Here is a 17,685-nt window from a genome sequence, read left to right as displayed (position 1 = left end):
TTTTAAAATTTATGTTAAAACCTGCACATCACCATACTGCTCAATAGTTTCATCCGTTAATCCATGGACATGATCTAAAAATGCCACATTAAAACTGCCGACAGTTTGTGCTTTCTGAAATGCCAATTTTCCAGCTATTGCAAAATGAACATGTGCCGCAATACACGCAATAGTGGGGGTGGTTACAGCACAATATGCTGCAGTTAACGCACCTAAGGCACATCCAGTTGCCGTGACTTTAGGTTGCAAGTGCGAACCACCATTGACTTGAATTACGGCATTATATTCTTTAGAAATAATGTAGTCAGATTCACCAGAAATCGCCACGCATTCACAATGTTCCAGTAACACTTTAGCATGTTCATACACATCTGCACTCTTTAAAGTACTGTCAACGCCTTTGCTTTCAACATTCTGATCACCCGCAAGTGTGCTGATTTCAGACGCATTGCCACGTATTACAGTTGGTTTATAGGTTAATAACTCATTCACCATTTCAGTTCGCCAAGGCAATACCGCGCCATATCCTACAGGGTCCAATACCCAAGGGGTATCTGTGCGCTGGGCAGTTTGTGCAGAAATACGCATGGCTTGCATCTGTTCAGTATGAGGTGTACCTACATTTATACTGAGCGCCCCTGAAATGGTGGTAAAACTCTCCGCCTCAAAAGGATTATCCACCATGGCAGGTGATGCACCTGCAGCCAATAAAATATTCGCGGCATAATTAGCAGCAACAATATTGGTAATACATTGCACCAAAGGTTGCTGAGTCTGTAATTGTTTCCAAGCATTGACGACGTGTTGCAAAATCACCTGAGTATCTAATTGCTCATGCGATAAAGAATTGGATAATAGTTCTGGATGATTCATAGCAATCCCTCAACGGGTGAAATAATGGTCTTGGTGTTTGCAATTTTGGCAATATAACGAAACATAGTCATTTGCATCATATTCAACCGTAAGCTGATTTGAGCCACAATGCATACAACGTTTTTGTGAATAAAAATTTAGGCGTGGTTCTATTTTTTTCCATGAACGCCAAATCGGTTGGAAGAAAATACTTTCATCGTAGCCTAAAAATTCGAAAAATAAAATTTCACTCATTTTACTGAATTGAATATTTGGTGGGCGAGGTAAAGTCGATGTTTCCCACTTTTCAGTCAGTGAACGTTCACGATATTGTTCTAAAGTTTTCTTTAAAATATTGGTATTAATAAAATTGTCATTTTTCTTTTGTAGCGCATTACTTTTGTGCAGATATTCCAGTGCTGTTTGAATCAAATAATAAATTTGACCCACGGCCAATCCATCCATCAAACGGAAACAAAATTTTTGAAAATTTTGATTACCAGCAATTTGAATACCCCAAGTACGGCAATAAAACTGCATAAATTGGACAATTTCTTGATAAAGTACCGTATATAAAGCACTTTTAACTTCCTCAGCGTCTTTAAATGGTACACCAAGAGTTAAATTTTCATAAAATTGATGTCTTAAATGCTGCGTAATACTAAATAAGCTGGGTTCTGAATATCCATCTAAACGAACGTTAATATAATAATGTTGTGCTTCATCAGAAAAATCTTTAGGCAATAAAATTTGATCTTTAACTAATTGTTTAATGAGTGAATTTTGAAATAAGTAATTCGGGGTAATACTGTGATATTTAATGGTATCCCAATCGATATACTCTTGATAACTGCTATTTTCTTGCACGTGATTATCTAAAATGCTGAGTAAAAATAATTTGTGCATAAAACTCAGTTGATTAAGATCAAACTCAAAAACATCTTTATTTTTCGCGTTAAATTTACGTTGTTCCTGTAAACGAGTTTCAGCCATCATTTTCTTACGTTTAACTAAGCAACGATTACAATGACAATTGATTTTAGTATCCTGATAAACACGATGCTGACAATTACTGCATTCATGAAAAAGGATAGGCTGATCATATTGTTCCGCCTCAATCCAATACATCGCAGCCTGACACAAAGGACAATTGGTACTTTCATCTAACTGTTTTTGCAGAATTTGAAGCAACATGAATAGCGACGACACATAATGGTAGAGATAAATTTGATTATACACATCTGACTAGAATTGGTATGCGTATATTCATGTCGATTCATTCTGATGATTTATTTTTAAGACTGAAACGCTAATATACAAAACAAGCGCTATTTGATAGTCAAAATAGCCTAAGCGTTAGGATCAATGAAATCGCTTTATGTATTAAAATGAAAAATAGTTAACGATTGTTGATGAATTTTCATGTGTTTATTTGTGTTCACAAGAAATGCTTAGAAGTGCATTCCATAGTCATCATTGTATGATCTAATAAAGAATCTTCTACTGAAACATCTGTTTTATATATCTAAATTATATATCCAAAACAAAAGGCATGAAGAACAAGGTTTGATCTTCATGCCTTAGGTATTTAATTGGTAGATTAAAATAAATATTAACGATGTCACTGGATTTTGGTATTGCATTTTAAGTTCAAATCTTATGAGAAAATTGGAACTTAATATGATGCAGGGCAAGGCAGTGAGTCATCATCTTCAACAAGCTTTTTAGCAGCAATCAAAGCCTGTACTTTTTTATTCGATAGTTTTTGATGACCCAAAAGATCATAGCTTTTTAGAATCGATAAAACATCCGAAGGTTGTAATTGTATTCCCTCACAATTCATAAACATTGAAATGACTTTATGATCCAAACCAGCTGCATGAAGCGTTTGGATAGCCTTTACATTTCCTGCGCGAACCACATGATTTTTTAAACTCATTTTTAGCTCCTTGTGATAACTTTTATAATCTTAGTGAAGTATTACACCTATGTATAAGCAATAATCGTGCTCAAAATGTAACCAGTTTGGATTTTTTAAAATATATTTTTGAGAATAGTTTCGATTAAGAATAACCCGAATCGCGGATAAGAAATTGACTTGAAAAATAGAAGGACTAGAGCCATCAGTTGAGTTACCACACCAAACTCACAACCCTAGTCCTAATGTTCAATAGTACCGAATTATTCTGCTTAATTGATGACTTTTTTCTACAATTTGAAGCAACTTATTGGAAATTTCTCAAGCAAGATGGCAAACTTTCAAGAATCCGAGTTGCTCAACTCAGTCTTTCAGAAATTATCTTTATTGCTATTTGGTATAAATCCTCTCATTTCACTAATTTCAAAGCCTTTTTCACTTGGTTAAAAGAAGATAAAAGCTATTTATTTAAATACTTGCCTTGCTATCAAAGGATGATTCATCTGATCAATATGCACCAATTGGCTCTACACGCTTTGCATGTGGCGCTGATGAAAGGTCAAGAAACACAATATTTATGGATTGATTCAACAACTCTGCCAGTTTGTAAAAATCAACGTATTCAACGCCATAAATCATTAGTCCAAATTGCATCACGCGGTAGAAGCTCAATGGGTTGGTTCTATGGCTGTAAATTACATATTGCGATGAATCAATTTGGTGAAATTACCTGTTCTGCTTTATCGAATGGACATGTTGCTGACATAAAAATGGTTGAGCAATTAGTTGATGGCCTAAAAGGAAAAATTTACGGGGATCGAGGCTACATCAGCCAAGAATTAAAGCGCAGGCTGCAAGTTCAAGGTATTGACTTAATTACTTATCATCGGAGGAACATGGAATCTGTTCAACTCAGTGCATCAGATGAATATCACCTAAGGCAACGCAATAAGATAGAAACATTATTCAGCTTATTGAAAGGGCAATATCATTTAGTGACGAGTAAAGCACGTAGTACTTATGGATTTCTCAGCGGAATTTATGCTTCGTTATGTGCATATCAATTAACCCATCGAAATAAGCCAACGATTCAAATTATGGAGTCATCGGCTTAAGCAGGATTCGGGTTAAGAATAATAATCAAAGTGCAGAATTTGTATAAATCCTGTCGGGTGACAATTGAAAAAAATAGATAAAGTGCCCATATATATTTCAAATGAATAGCGCAGACAGAGCAATCAACTTGTCGTATGATCAAGACATACTAAGCTTATATCTGGCTGAGACAATAGGGATCAGGACATCATATGAATATCGCAGCAAATCCAGTGGTTGAAGCAGACCAAACTGTTTATTTAAAAGATTATCAAAAACCTACCTTTCTTGTTGAATCTATCAATTTAGATATACAGGTTTTTGCTGATCATACCAATGTGAATTCAACACTGGTCATGAAGCGTCAAACTCAAGGTGACTTGGTGCTTTTAGGGCGTGATTTAGAGTTGAAATCGATACAACTCAATGGTGAGCAACTTTCTAACTCACAATATGTGCTCGATTCTGAACAGTTGGTGATTAAGAATGCACCAGATCATGCCATTATTGAAACCTCTGTGGTGATCCATCCAGAAACCAATACTCAATTGGAAGGGCTTTATTTGGCGGGGGGTGATTTATTTGTTACTCAAAATGAGCCTGAAGGCTTCCGTAAAATTACCTTCTATCCTGACCGTCCAGATGTATTAGCAGAATTCACCACACGTGTTGAAGCTGACAAGAAATTTCCTGTGCTATTGGCAAATGGTAATTTGCTTGAAAAAGGCGAGGCTGGTGAAGGTCGTCATTATGCGATTTGGCAAGATCCAACCAAAAAACCTTCTTATCTATTTGCATGTGTGATAGGTGATTTAGCTGTTCTTAAGGGCTCATATGTCACTTCTGAAGGTCGAAATGTTGCTTTAGAAATTTATGCTGAAGAAAAAGATATTCCAAAATGTCATATCGCAATGGAAGCTTTGAAGCATTCTATGCGTTGGGATGAAGAACATTATGGTCGTCCGTATGATTTAGACAATTATATGATTGTGGCCACCAGCCAATTCAATATGGGCGCAATGGAAAATAAAGGTTTAAATATCTTCAATACCTCTTGTGTATTAGCAGATGAAGAATTCACGACAGATGCAGCAATTATGCGTGTACAGTCAGTCATTGCCCATGAATATTTCCATAACTGGACAGGGAATCGGATTACTTGTCGTGACTGGTTCCAATTGTGCTTAAAAGAAGGTTTAACCGTTTTCCGTGATCAGTCCTTCTCAGAAGATCTACAATCGGCTGCGGTACAACGGATTGATGATGTTGCAGTATTAAAAGCACATCAATTCCCTGAAGATTCAGGTCCATTGTCTCATCCGCCACGTCCGGATCATTTTGTTGAAATTAATAACTTCTATACTGCTACAGTGTATGAGAAAGGTGCAGAAATTAACCGCATGATGGCGACCTTGCTTGGAAAAGAAAAATTCCGTGCAGGTACAGATGAATACTTTAAACGCCATGATGGTCAAGCTGTAACAGTTGAAGACTGGGTTGCAGCACTCACAGCAGGTTCTGGTGTCGATTTATCAGCATTCTTAACATGGTATAACCAACCAGGCACACCAAAGCTTGAGGCAAAAGGTGAGTACGACGCACTAAATCAAACGTACCGTCTAAGCTTTAAACAAAGTTTAAAACCGCATCCAAAGTATCCAAACTTAAAAGCAGTGCCAATTCCTGTCGCTTTAGCATTATTCAATGCTGAAACAGGCGAACAATACACACTTCATTCAGATGCATTGGTAGAAAACAATGTCAAAGATGGTGTTTATTTATTTGATCAATTAGAGGCGAGTATTGAACTTACAGGTGTAACTTCTCAACCTGTGGTGTCTTTATTGCGTAATTTCTCAGCACCTGTAAATCTAGTTTTTAATTATACAGATGAGCAATTGGCGTTCCTGATGCGATATGAAACCAATGGCTTTAACCAATGGCAGGCAACTCAAACCTTATTGGAACGTATTTTACTCAATGGTCATGATGCATCAATTTATATTCAAGCCATGAAAAAAACAGTGCCAGATGTCGTTGAAAAAGATCCACTTTTGGCTTCACGTTTATTTGATGTGCCAACTGAAGGTTATTTGGGTAGTCGTATCGATGTTGAATACAACCCTGATCAAATCAAGCAACAACGTAATGCCTTGCTGGATACATTGGCACGTGAATTGGGTTCATTCTGTAAAGAGACGTATTTGGCACTGGATCCAGCAATACAAAAAGATTTCTCTCAAGCCATGGGTGTACGTGCTATTAAAAATATTATGCTCAGTTTGATTGCCCGACAAGGCGATACTGATGCTTTCGATTTTGCTTATCAGCAATATCAAACGACACATAATATGTCAGAGCGTTTAGGTGCATTGCGTGTCTTGGTATGGAATGATGCTCCCCAAGCGAAGCAAGCTTTAACTGATTTTTATGCACGCTTTAAGGATGAGCCTTTATCACTTGATCAATGGTTTATGGTGCAAGCAGCACATCCAAATGCGACAGCACAAACCATTGAGGCACTCACTCAACATCCAGACTATGATTTAGGTACACCAAATCGTATTCGCTCAGTGAGTGGTGGCTTGAGTAATAATCCTGCCAACACGTGGAGTTTTGGTGTTCAGCATTATATTGGTTTAGCAAAATACTTAGATGAGAAAAATCCAATTTTAGGTTCTCGTCTTCTTCAAGTCTTGTCACGTTGGTATACATTGGCAGAACCACAGCGATCACAAGTGAAAAATGAACTTGAGGCTTTAAAACCTTTAGTGAAATCTAAAAATGTGTCAGAAACCCTGAATAGTATGTTGAGTGTTTAATTTATCACCATATTATTCATTTAAATCCTATAACAGCACCCCTTTTTAGGGGTGTTTTTGTGTTTTTAAATCACAAAAAATAATAATATGTGATATGTATCAAAATATATTTATTTTTTATTGTATTAATCACATATGTTGGTTTATGATGATTTTATATTAAGATCATCATCACGTGATGAATCAATAAATACAGACTACTTTTAAGCCTGTTTTTTTATTGGGTATTTTGTACATCAGGGGTTTATTATGTTGGTAAAAATTGAAAAAGGGTTTTACCTTAATTCGCAACATATCATTGCAGTTAAGGTCGCAAAAGATACGCTAAATGGTCGTTTTATCATGAATATTGAATATACGCCCAATAGTGTGCAAACCACAGGACTCTTTCAAAAAGAATTCGATAACAAATCAGAAGCGGAACTATATTTGCAAACGTTGCATAAAGAGATGCTAAAGTCGTAAAGTAATCTTGTTCAAGATGCCTTAAAAATCCTTCAAAATTGAAGGATTTTTTATTTAATTGCAGTGTTTTTTAAAAGCAAAACGATTCATCTTATCAATACAAATTCTTGTTTTAGGTCATAGAAGGCTTAAGAAGAAAAGTGCAAGGATTTAAAAATAAAAACAAACTTAAAAATATGTCCAATATTTGTTGACCACTATATAAAGTTCCATCTCCTGAGCAATTTTTAAAGCACTGTTTTAAAATGAAGCGCAAGTGAGGGCTAGAGAGAGGGTATTATTAAGCTTAAAATCTCTCATTATTCACCTATTCCCTGAGCCATATATGGTGCAAGAGACGGAACTTTTATTGTTAATTTAAATACGATTCAATGATCATTTTTTGATTAATGAAAGATACTTATTCAAAACAAAAAAAATCCAAATGAAAATGTTCGCTCATTTGGAAATGGAAAAATGGTCAATATGATGTCATGCTTCAATTGAGCACATTGTTAAACTCAGTTTATTTTGAAATGGAATTGCTTTTACTAAATTGTTACATGGGAAAATTACATGGAAAAATACAGTCTCGTATTTAAAGTTTCATGTAGACATAAACATTTTTAGATTGAATTAAAAAAGACAGGAAATAAGTCATTTTATTTATTGCCCAATATCATCCATGTTTAAAACGTCCTGTAAAACAATATCCGTGGATATAAATAAAAGGATAACAGCCATCATTTATATAGCTGTTATCCGTCTTTGATTCATTTTATCGGGTCATTAATCTTGCAGTGTCATTAAACTTGCATTACCACCCGCGGCAGCAGTATTTACACTTAAAGCACGTTCGATAAGCAAAGGTTCAAGTGAAATTGCTTGATCATCACTTAAGTGGGTAATTGCAATAATAGCGCCATCACGTTGTGCGATTTTAGTTTGTAACTGCATGAGTTCTTGTTCATTACCCACATGAAGTACAGCATCGAAATCACCAGTTTGTACATCTTGAATAATATGAATACGCTTACGTAATGCTTCAGGCATACTTTGCATGTTCTTGATAATAAAACTGTTGGTATCTAGAACAACAACTTCACTGCCAATTGCTAAAATACTGGCCATCTGTTTTAAGTATTGAATATCTTTTTTGGCAATGGACAATACACGTTGTCTTGCTAAAACCGTATAGTGATTATCTTCACCCGTTGGTCCAGGCAACTCATATATCCCAATGGGTGAATCAATTTGTGCAAGATCATGTTGTGCATATTGTTTTTTCGCCCAATTTTGGAAAGCGAGATATGCCTCATTGTGTTCAGGTTTCGCAATCTGATTGAGTGTTCCAAATGGACGATTGAATGATATTGAGCTTGGTTGCATCAATTTATACAAATACATTGGACCGCCAGCTTTAGGTCCTGTACCAGATAAACCTTCACCACCGAAAGGTTGTACACCCACAACAGCACCCACAATATTTCTGTTGATATATAGGTTACCGACATGGGCTTTTGCTATTACGGTCTGAATCGTTTCATCAATACGGGTATGTAAACCCATGGTTAAACCATAGCCTTTATCATTGATTTGTTTCAATAATTGATCTAACTCACCGTATTTATAGGTAATGACATGCAAGACAGGACCAAAAACTTCACGTTTTAAATCATTGAGGTTCGGCAACTCAATTAATGTAGGTGCTATAAATGTGCCTGCAAGTAAATCATTTTGATGAGTGTTGCGCATTAATTGATGAACTGGATAACCTTTGGCACGCATAGTTTCAATATGTTTTTGAATATTGTCTTGCGCTTCGGTATCAATTACGGGTCCAACATCGGTATTCAGATATTTAGGATTGCCAACATTCAGCTGTTGCATTGCACCTTTAAGCATTTTGATGAGCGTATCTGCATTGTCTTTTTGCACACAAAGCACGCGAAGGGCAGAGCAGCGTTGACCCGCACTATCAAAAGCTGAATTGACTGCATCTAATACCACCTGTTCAGTCAATGCTGATGAATCAACAATCATAGCATTTTGACCACCTGTTTCTGCTATCAGCGGAATAGGTAATCCTGCAGGACTTAAACGCTTAGATACTGTTTTATGTAAAATTTTTGCTACTTCGGTTGAGCCTGTGAACATGATGCCCTGAATGCGTTCATCTTGAGACAACTGCGATCCAATTGTTTCACCGCGACCTGGAATAAGTTGAAGTGCTGAATGTGGGACTCCCGCTTCCCATAAAATTTTTACGGCTTCTGATGCAATTAAAGGCGTTTGTTCAGCAGGCTTAGCAATCACACAGTTGCCGACTGCAAGTGCCGCAGAAAGTTGACCTGTGAAAATCGCCAGTGGAAAGTTCCATGGACTAATGCACAACACTGTACCCAATGGTTTAAGCTGTGCATCAACTTTAAAGGACTGTGCTTGAGCTGCATAATATCTGAGAAAATCGACAGCTTCACGAACTTCAGCAATACCATTGGCATAGGTTTTACCACTTTCACGGCAGAGTAGAACCATCAGCTCTTGCATGCGGTTTTCCATTAAATCTGCAGCTTTCATTAGCATTTGTGCACGATCATCAGGATGAATACTTCGCCAGATTGGAGCTGCATTTTGTGCATTCACTAAGGCTTGATTGACCTGTTCTGATGTTGCCTCATAGACCACACCCACCACATCATGGTGATCTGCGGGATTGATAATAGATTCAGCTTTACCTTGCTGGAAACCATCAAAACTCAAACCATCAATTAGGCTATGACTTTGCCATTGTTGTTTTGAATATTGAGCAACAATAGCATTTAATTCTTCAAGATCAGCATCATTTGCTAAATCAATGCCTTTAGAATTGGTGCGTACAGGTTGGAGTAAATCAACTGGCAATGGAATGGCATGATGTTTTTCACCGACATGACCACTTTGCTTGGCATTTGATTCAATTTCATGCACTGGGTTTTCAATTAAGTCTTCAACTTTAAGCGTTTTATCTGCAATACGATTGACAAATGACGTATTTGCACCATTTTCCAATAAACGACGAACCAAATAAGCCAGAAGTGTTTCATGGTTACCTACAGGTGCGTAGATACGACAAGGTACACCAAGTTTATGATCACTACGTTGTCCAACGACTTGTTCATATAAAGGTTCACCCATACCATGTAGGCATTGGAATTCGTATTGACCTGCATAATACGTGCTTGGATCTGCTAAGTGGTAAATAGTCGCAAGCGTTTGCGCATTGTGTGTCGCAAATTGAGGGTAAATCTGCTCAGGCGCTGCCAGTAATTTTTTGGCACAAGCGATATAAGACAAATCGGTATGTACCTTACGGGTAAACACTGGATAATCATCCATACCATCAATTTGTGCTTTTTTGATTTCGCTATCCCAATACGCACCTTTTACTAAACGAATCATTAAACGTTTGTGGCTACGTTTTGCCAAGTCGATAATATAGTCAACCACATAGAAACATCGTTTTTGATAAGCTTGGATGACAAAACCGATGCCTTTCCAGTCTGCGAGTGCTGGTTCAAAGCAAAGACGTTCAAGAAGTTCTAATGAAATTTCTAAACGATCTGTTTCTTCAGCATCAATATTCAGTCCAATATCATATTGCTTTGCGAGTAAAGCCAAATTTAAGACTTTTGGATAAAGTTCATCATGCATGCGAGCAACTTGCGCACGTTGATAACGTGGATGCAACGCAGATAATTTAATGGAGATACCAGGGCCAGTATAGACATCTTTATCTTTAGATGCTTTACCAATTGCGTGAATGGCTTGCGTATAATCATCCATATAACGATCCGCATCATGCTCAGTTAAAGCAGCTTCACCTAACATGTCATATGAGTAACGAAAGCCTTTATCTTCTAAAGTTTCAGCATGCTTTAATGCTTCTTCAATGGTTTCACCTGTGACGAACTGTTCACCCATCATACGCATAGCAACATCAACCGCTTTACGGATAATCCCGCGACCACTACGTGCAAGTAGGGACGTCAACATACTCGACAAACTGGTTTGCTTCGGTGTTTCCATCAGCTTGCCTGTCAGCATTAAACCCCAAGCTGCGGCATTGACAAACATGAGCTGGCTTTGACCTAGATGTTCTTTCCAGTTGCCTTGATTAATTTTGTCACGGATGAGTAAGTCACGAGTTGCGCTGTCAGGAATACGTAATAACGCTTCTGCCAAACACATGAGGGCAATGCCTTCTTGAGAAGAGAGGGCGAATTCTTGTAATAAGCCTTGTACAATACCTGCTTTACCACCTGAGCTTTTACGTTCCCGTAAGCTATGTGCTAAATTGAACGCAGTGGCATAAATTTTTTGATTGAGTTCAGCATCAATTTGCGTATGTTCAATTAGATTCTCGACGCATTCAGGTTCTGCACGTCTCCATGCAGTATTTATCGCGAGTTCAAATTCTGATTTCTCAGAAAACGCTGTAATGTAATCTAAGCTCGGCTTCAAAGATTCAGTTGCTGTTATTTCAAATGTGTTCATATTCACATCCTGTGAAGCTGTAAATTTCTGTTGAGTAATTAACCATATTTAATTTATCATTACAGAATATTTGACGAATAACTCACTATAATTTCATGCATATTTAGAGAATAATTCATATGTCTGCTGCTTCTTTAACCCTTGATCGAATCGATATAAAAATTTTGGACATCCTGCAAAAAGATGGTCGGATTTCAAATATTAAATTGGCTGAGGCGGTCAATCTTTCAGCTACCGCTGCATTAGCGAGAGTGCAAAAACTCACCAATGAAGGTTTTATTTTAGGCTTCGAAGCCAAGCTTAATCCTGTACTTTTGGACGCCAATTTTGTGGTATTTGTTGAAATTTTGCTCGATAAAACCACACCACATGTACTGGAGGACTTCTCAGAAGCTGTGGTTGAATACCCTGAAATTGTGGCATGTCATATGATCAGTGGTGGATTCGATTTTCTGGTGAAGATTCGTTGCCAAAATATGGAAGATTTCCGCCGTATTTCTGGACAGACTTTATGGCAATTGCCTGGAGTCAAAGAAACGCGAAGCTATCCAGTCATGGAAGTTATTAAAGACAGCTCACAATTTAAACTACCACAAAAAGTAAAATGAAATTATGCAGTTAAAAAAATGAGGCATAGCGCCTCATTTTTTTATTTCCAATAATTGAACTGTAAAAGCATCAAGCTGTTAAATATTTTTCATTTCACGTTCATAGATTTCATTGGCTTGATCAAAACGTTGTTCAACGTCTTGTGTAGGCGGTTTACCCATCAAGCTGACCACAATGATGCTGATAAATGACAAGATAAAGCCCGGCACAATTTCATATAAACCGATATGCCCCATGGTGTTTTTCCACAAGATCACCGTTACAGCACCGACGATCATTCCCACCAAAGCGCCATTGGTGGTCATACGACGCCAGAACAGTGATAAAAGAATCAATGGACCGAAGGCTGCACCGAAACCTGCCCAAGCATAGGCAACCAAGCCCAATACTTTACTTTCAGGGTTCATGGCTAAAATAATGGCCAATACAGTAATAGCCAATACCATCAAACGACCGACCCAAACCAACTCTTTTTCACTGGCTGTTTTGCGTAAAAAAGCTTTATATAAATCTTCTGTCAATGTACTTGAACACACCAACAACTGGCAGCTTAATGTACTCATGACAGCAGCTAAAATTGCAGCTAAAATTACGCCTGCGACCCAAGGGTTGAATAGAATTTTGGTGAGTTCAATAAAGATCGTTTCAGGATTTTTTTGAACTCCTGCAGCCAATTCAGGGTGTAATTGGAAATAAGCGATGCCAATATAACCAACCGCTACCGCACCAGCTAAACATAGCACCATCCAGATCATTCCAATACGACGTGCATTTGGAATGGAGCGTACCGAATCTGCTGCCATAAAACGCACTAAAATATGCGGTTGACCAAAATAGCCTAAGCCCCAAGCCAATGAGGATATAATCGCAATGGTACTAATACCTGTAAACATATTTGATGCATGTGGACGTGCAGTTTCAATCAGTTGAGTAAATTGACTAGTATCACCAATGGCGAAATATGTCATGATTGGCGCAAGTAACAAGGCAAAAATCATTAAACCTGCCTGAAAGGTGTCGGTCCAACTGATGGCCAAGAATCCACCAATACATACATAACTCATGGTCGCAATTGCACTAATCCATAAGGCTGTGGTGTAATCCATACCAAATAAATTTTCAAACAGGCGAGCACCTGCAACCATGCCTGAAGCGCAATAAATCGCAAAAAAAACTAAAATAACAAGTGCGGAAATAATCCGTAGAACTTTCTTGGTATCGCCAAAACGATAGGTGAAATAATCTGGAAGTGTCAGGGCATTATTTTGAATTTCTGTATGGACACGAAGTTTCCCTGCAACCAAATACCAGTTAAACCAAGCGCCAATAATTAAACCAATGGCAATCCATGACTCAGAAAGACCAGCGACGAAAATTGCACCCGGTAAACCCATAAGCAACCAACCACTCATGTCGGATGCGCCTGCAGAAAGTGCAGTAACAAAGCTACCTAAACTACGACCACCTAAAATATAGTCGGAAAAGTCGGTGGTTTTTCTATATGCATATAGTCCAATACATATCATGACCACGATATAAAATAAAAATGTGACCACTGTGGGGTTGAGAAAATTCATAACGTATCCTTCTGTCATCTGTCCATGAGAGCCAATTTAAACTTTAAACAAAGATTATTTTTTTAAATGTTAAAGCAAGAAAATGAATGAGGAGATTCAAACACATAAGCATTTTTTTTTGCTGTGATTTTTATAAGGTAATTATGATTATTTTATGTATCTGAATGTACATTTAGATACATAAGCGATTTTTTAAATTAAAGTGGTATAAAAAATATAAATACCAATTTATTTTATATCATTTAAATAAATTGATAATGTAGGAAATATAAAACAAGATAAAAATAGTCAAACTGGATTTATTTACATACTTTCACAATGAATACATTAGACCTCTAATTCACAATATTGCATTTCCAAATAATCCAGATTTGTATCTGATTAATCTTAATCACAAGACTAGTATTAATCATCATGTACCGAAACCTGCACATAGTGAGTATAAATTGTGGATACATTAAATTCGAATTTGACACGTATAGAAAAAGACTTGTTAGGGGAGCGAGAAGTTCCTGCTGATCGTTATTATGGCATTCATACAATAAGAGCTTTAGATAATTTTAAAATCTCTAAGCATACGGTGGGTGAGCAACCTAATTTTATTCGAGCATTGGCACAAGTCAAAAAAGCCTCAGCACAAGCGAATCTAAATTTTGAAAAATTAAGTGAAGAGAAGAGTTTAGCGATACAAAAAGCATGTGATGTGTTAATTCATCATCCTGAAAAATGGAGCAATTCCTTTCCAAGTGATGTATTTCAAGGTGGTGCAGGTACATCAATTAATATGAATAGTAACGAAGTTATCGCTAATATTGCATTAGAAATGATGGGATATGAAAAGGGGCGTTACGATATTATTCACCCAAATGATCATGTCAATAAATCACAATCTACCAATGATGTTTATCCAACGGCACTTCGTTTGGCAACATACTATGCCTTAGATGCTTTATTTGTTCAGATGAATCATTTAATTAGTAGCTTGATTTTTAAATCAAGTGAATTTAATTATGTTTTAAAAATGGGTAGAACGCAGTTGCAAGATGCTGTACCCATGACTTTAGGTCAAGAGTTTCATGCCTTTGCCACTTTATTAAAAGAAGATGTTCGTCTCATTAAAAAAACACGTGAATTATTATTGGAAATCAATTTAGGTGCGACTGCTATTGGTACAGGTGTAAATACCCCACAAGGTTATGCGCATGTGGTGAATGATTATTTAAGTGAAATAACAGGCTTAAAACTCATTGGAGCTGAAGATTATGTTGAAGCGACCAGTGATTGTGGTGTCTTTATTATTTTATCCAGTACTCTAAAACGTCTGGCAGTGAAACTTTCTAAGATCTGTAATGATTTAAGATTATTAAGTTCAGGTCCTAGAACGGGGCTTGCAGAAATACGCTTACCTGAACTCCAAGCAGGTTCTTCAATTATGCCTGCAAAAGTCAATCCTGTGATTCCTGAAGTGGTCAATCAAGTTGCATTTAAAGTGATTGGTAATGATTTAACCATTACTTTTGCAGCTGAAGCAGGACAGTTGCAGCTCAACGTGATGGAACCGGTCATTGCGGTCTCTTTAAATGAATCGATTGATTTACTGACCAATGCAATTCAGACCTTGGATGAAAAATGTGTACAGGGCATCACAGCCAATGAAAAAGTTTGCTTCGATGCAGTCATGCGCAGTGTTGGTATTATTACCTTGCTTGATCCGATTTTAGGTCATGCAAAATGTGATGAAATTGGTAAACAATGTATTGCTGAAAACAAAACCATTCAAGAAGTGGTATTGGAACAAGGGCTTTTAACACAACAACAGTTGGATGAAATTTTCTCTTTTGAAAACATGATTTCTGAAATTGCTGTTCAGCCTTTTGAAGAGCGTGTGATTGAAAAAGTAAGTTAAGTTTTCATTTCACTAACGATTAAAAATGGTCTTATTTAAGGCCTTTTTTTTATGTATACCCGTTGGGAATAATTCACGTATAATCCTTTTGTTCAAAAACAACAATGATTTAAATTCTAATAAACTTGAGAAAACCAATGAATAAAAAAATATTAGTTCTAGCTTTAGCAAGCGTCATGATTGCGAGTTGTTCAAAAAAAACTGATGAATCTGCTGCAGTAGCAGACAGTGCAGAAAATACGGCGGTTGCAGTCGAAGCTGAACCGAATGGTGTTGAAGCAGAAGCTGCCGATCATCAACCCAACACTTCTCCAGTGACTGAACAAAAACCAGATGTGATTTTGTCTGCACCAAATCCAGCAGAAGCAAACAGACGTATGGTACGTGAAGCCAATGTTAATTTTACCGCCAAAGATGTGGTGAAAACGGCATTGGAAATCGAAAAAATCACCATGCAAGCGGGTGGTTTTATCGAGCAAAAAAATATCGACTTTAATGTGGTTGATAAGAATGCACAAAGTATCGCAGAAGGTAAGATTAAAATTTTTGAAAAAGTAGACCCGCTTGCTTCAATGATTATTCGTATTCCGAGTGAAAAAGCAGCCAGTGTCGTCAATCAATTATTGCCATTGATGTATTTTTTAAATCAACAACAATATTCTGCAAAACGTTATGAATTGCGCTTATTACAGGACAAAATTTCACAAACGCAATATGTACCAAGCGATACTAAGAATAAGCAATTGAATGAAATTGACCGTCTAACTCAGTTGGAGGTTAATGACCGTGTACGATATAGCACGATCTCAATCACCATCAGCCAACCGACGTTAGTTAGAGAGCGAATTGATGTGGATATTGATGCAGTAGCACGCCTGAACGGTGATAGCTTCTGGAAACGTGCTTGGAATGGTATTCAATATGGATGGCAATTTGTCTTAGATCTCATGGTGATTTTAATTACGATTTGGCCACTCTATCTTCTGGTGTTCATTGCGATCATTATTTATAGAATTGTGAAGCCATATATAGACAAAATGAAGTAAATGTTGTTTTAGCCAATGTTATAACGCATGGCAAAAATATCAAAAAGTCTTAGATAAAAGTCCATGCATTATGGGCTTTTATCTTGTGTGATCAGAATCAATGAGCCTTTGATCAAATGATTAAATTATTTGGATAGCTGTTCAATCACTTTTTGCATACCTAAAGTTGCAGGCATTTTAAAACATTCATATTGACGGGGAACACGTGTGTAATCCGCTGCAGGGTCAATATAATAAGCTTTGCAATGGGCGGTAATCTCATGAATTAAACCTGCAACAGGATAAACAGTCAGCGTTGATCCTATGACAATAAAAATATCGGCATCATTAACGATTTGAATCGCATCATCATAGGCTGGAACTGCTTCACCAAACCACACCACATGAGGGCGTAGTGGATAACCTTGTGGGCATTTGTCGCGATCTAAATCAAGTTCCCAACCTTCTATAGGGTAGAATGTTTTAGAGTATTGGGCATGAGGCCCTGAACTTTTGGCTAGACGTATATTGCCGTGTAAATGGAGTACATGTTGACTGCCAGCACGTTCATGTAGGTCATCAATATTTTGTGTAATCACATGTACTTCAAATTTATGCTCGAGAGTGGCAATAAGTTGGTGTGCAGAATTGGGTTGTGCATCTAAAATATGTTTACGACGTTCATTGTAAAAACGTTGAACCAGTTCTGGGTTGATTGCCCATGCTTCAGGCGTCGCCACTTGTTTGACATCATAGTTTTCCCATAAACCATTGCTGTCTCTAAATGTGCTGATTCCACTTTCAGCACTCATTCCTGCACCTGAAAACACCACTAATTTTTGCATCATGATTTCCTTCAACAAGTTTCATTGTTTTATGCGGAAAAATCGAAACACTACCT

At 37.1% G+C, this 17,685-nt stretch carries 12 protein-coding genes; 6 read left to right on the top strand and 6 right to left on the bottom strand.

What is annotated here, in order from left to right:
• Nucleotides 1–9: 9 nt before the first annotated feature.
• From thiM to G8E00_RS09040, 3 genes are all read right to left on the bottom strand, one after another.
• Complete coding sequence (thiM, locus tag G8E00_RS09050; RefSeq protein ID WP_166223859.1) at nucleotides 10–873, bottom strand: hydroxyethylthiazole kinase; 864 nt, start codon at nucleotides 871–873, stop codon at nucleotides 10–12.
• Nucleotides 874–882: 9 nt separating this feature from the next.
• Complete coding sequence (locus G8E00_RS09045; RefSeq protein WP_166223856.1) at nucleotides 883–2,046, bottom strand: hypothetical protein; 1,164 nt, start codon at nucleotides 2,044–2,046, stop codon at nucleotides 883–885.
• Nucleotides 2,047–2,527: 481 nt separating this feature from the next.
• On the bottom strand, nucleotides 2,528–2,791 hold the full coding sequence (locus tag G8E00_RS09040; protein ID WP_166009644.1) for a hypothetical protein: 264 nt from the start codon (nucleotides 2,789–2,791) through the stop codon (nucleotides 2,528–2,530).
• Nucleotides 2,792–3,015: 224 nt separating this feature from the next.
• On the opposite strand from G8E00_RS09040, the gene G8E00_RS09035 reads away from it, so the two are divergent.
• The 3 genes from G8E00_RS09035 to G8E00_RS09025 all read left to right on the top strand — a co-directional run bounded on the left by G8E00_RS09035 (nucleotide 3,016) and on the right by G8E00_RS09025 (nucleotide 7,152).
• Nucleotides 3,016–3,885: an IS982 family transposase gene (locus G8E00_RS09035; RefSeq protein WP_166221390.1), complete on the top strand. Its 870-nt coding sequence runs from the start codon at nucleotides 3,016–3,018 to the stop codon at nucleotides 3,883–3,885.
• Nucleotides 3,886–4,077: 192 nt separating this feature from the next.
• A complete protein-coding gene (gene pepN / locus G8E00_RS09030) occupies nucleotides 4,078–6,687 on the top strand; it encodes an aminopeptidase N (RefSeq protein ID WP_166223853.1) in 2,610 nt (869 codons plus the stop codon).
• A 249-nt stretch (nucleotides 6,688–6,936) separates the two neighbouring features.
• Complete coding sequence (locus G8E00_RS09025; RefSeq protein ID WP_166009647.1) at nucleotides 6,937–7,152, top strand: hypothetical protein; 216 nt, start codon at nucleotides 6,937–6,939, stop codon at nucleotides 7,150–7,152.
• A gap of 768 nt (nucleotides 7,153–7,920) precedes the next feature.
• Here G8E00_RS09025 and putA read toward each other — a convergent pair.
• Nucleotides 7,921–11,667: a trifunctional transcriptional regulator/proline dehydrogenase/L-glutamate gamma-semialdehyde dehydrogenase gene (gene putA, locus G8E00_RS09020; protein ID WP_406741438.1), complete on the bottom strand. Its 3,747-nt coding sequence runs from the start codon at nucleotides 11,665–11,667 to the stop codon at nucleotides 7,921–7,923.
• A 119-nt stretch (nucleotides 11,668–11,786) separates the two neighbouring features.
• Between putA and G8E00_RS09015 the strand changes: the two genes are divergently transcribed.
• Nucleotides 11,787–12,275 (top strand): Lrp/AsnC ligand binding domain-containing protein, encoded by a 489-nt coding sequence (locus G8E00_RS09015; protein ID WP_166009651.1) that lies wholly within the window; start codon nucleotides 11,787–11,789, stop codon nucleotides 12,273–12,275.
• Between the two features lie 78 nt (nucleotides 12,276–12,353).
• Here G8E00_RS09015 and putP read toward each other — a convergent pair whose 3' ends face one another.
• On the bottom strand, nucleotides 12,354–13,853 hold the full coding sequence (gene putP, locus G8E00_RS09010; RefSeq protein ID WP_166009653.1) for a sodium/proline symporter PutP: 1,500 nt from the start codon (nucleotides 13,851–13,853) through the stop codon (nucleotides 12,354–12,356).
• Between the two features lie 448 nt (nucleotides 13,854–14,301).
• Here putP and aspA point away from each other — a divergent pair, with 448 nt between their 5' ends.
• Together aspA and G8E00_RS09000 are read left to right on the top strand one after the other, a co-directional pair.
• Entirely contained in the window at nucleotides 14,302–15,759 is a 1,458-nt protein-coding gene (gene aspA / locus G8E00_RS09005) for an aspartate ammonia-lyase (RefSeq protein WP_166009655.1), read from the top strand.
• 137 nt (nucleotides 15,760–15,896) lie between these two features.
• Nucleotides 15,897–16,805 carry a DUF4349 domain-containing protein gene (locus G8E00_RS09000; RefSeq protein ID WP_166223846.1) on the top strand — a complete coding sequence of 303 codons (909 nt, stop codon included), beginning with the start codon at nucleotides 15,897–15,899 and terminating at the stop codon, nucleotides 16,803–16,805.
• A 125-nt stretch (nucleotides 16,806–16,930) separates the two neighbouring features.
• Here the strand turns inward: G8E00_RS09000 and G8E00_RS08995 are convergent, their stop codons facing one another.
• Nucleotides 16,931–17,629, bottom strand: coding sequence for an SIR2 family NAD-dependent protein deacylase (locus G8E00_RS08995; RefSeq protein WP_166226494.1), 699 nt, complete (start codon nucleotides 17,627–17,629; stop codon nucleotides 16,931–16,933).
• Between the last annotated feature and the right edge of the window lie 56 nt (nucleotides 17,630–17,685).

The sequence above is a fragment of the Acinetobacter shaoyimingii genome, from assembly GCF_011578045.1.
GTDB lineage: Bacteria > Pseudomonadota > Gammaproteobacteria > Pseudomonadales > Moraxellaceae > Acinetobacter > Acinetobacter shaoyimingii.
Note: the sequence above shows the minus strand (reverse complement) of the source record. Positions and strands in the feature narration are given on the sequence as shown.

Bases quoted from the DNA above. Each gene is read 5' to 3' on its own strand.
- putA (WP_406741438.1), bottom strand. From the start codon at position 11,667: ATGAACACATTTGAAATAACAGCAACTGAATCTTTGAAGCCGAGCTTA.
- G8E00_RS09000 (WP_166223846.1), top strand. From the start codon at position 15,897: ATGAATAAAAAAATATTAGTTCTAGCTTTAGCAAGCGTCATGATTGCG.
- thiM (WP_166223859.1), bottom strand. From the start codon at position 873: ATGAATCATCCAGAACTATTATCCAATTCTTTATCGCATGAGCAATTA.
- G8E00_RS09025 (WP_166009647.1), top strand. From the start codon at position 6,937: ATGTTGGTAAAAATTGAAAAAGGGTTTTACCTTAATTCGCAACATATC.
- G8E00_RS09035 (WP_166221390.1), top strand. From the start codon at position 3,016: ATGTTCAATAGTACCGAATTATTCTGCTTAATTGATGACTTTTTTCTA.
- pepN (WP_166223853.1), top strand. From the start codon at position 4,078: ATGAATATCGCAGCAAATCCAGTGGTTGAAGCAGACCAAACTGTTTAT.
- putP (WP_166009653.1), bottom strand. From the start codon at position 13,853: ATGAATTTTCTCAACCCCACAGTGGTCACATTTTTATTTTATATCGTG.
- G8E00_RS09040 (WP_166009644.1), bottom strand. From the start codon at position 2,791: ATGAGTTTAAAAAATCATGTGGTTCGCGCAGGAAATGTAAAGGCTATC.
- G8E00_RS08995 (WP_166226494.1), bottom strand. From the start codon at position 17,629: ATGCAAAAATTAGTGGTGTTTTCAGGTGCAGGAATGAGTGCTGAAAGT.
- G8E00_RS09015 (WP_166009651.1), top strand. From the start codon at position 11,787: ATGTCTGCTGCTTCTTTAACCCTTGATCGAATCGATATAAAAATTTTG.
- G8E00_RS09045 (WP_166223856.1), bottom strand. From the start codon at position 2,046: ATGTTGCTTCAAATTCTGCAAAAACAGTTAGATGAAAGTACCAATTGT.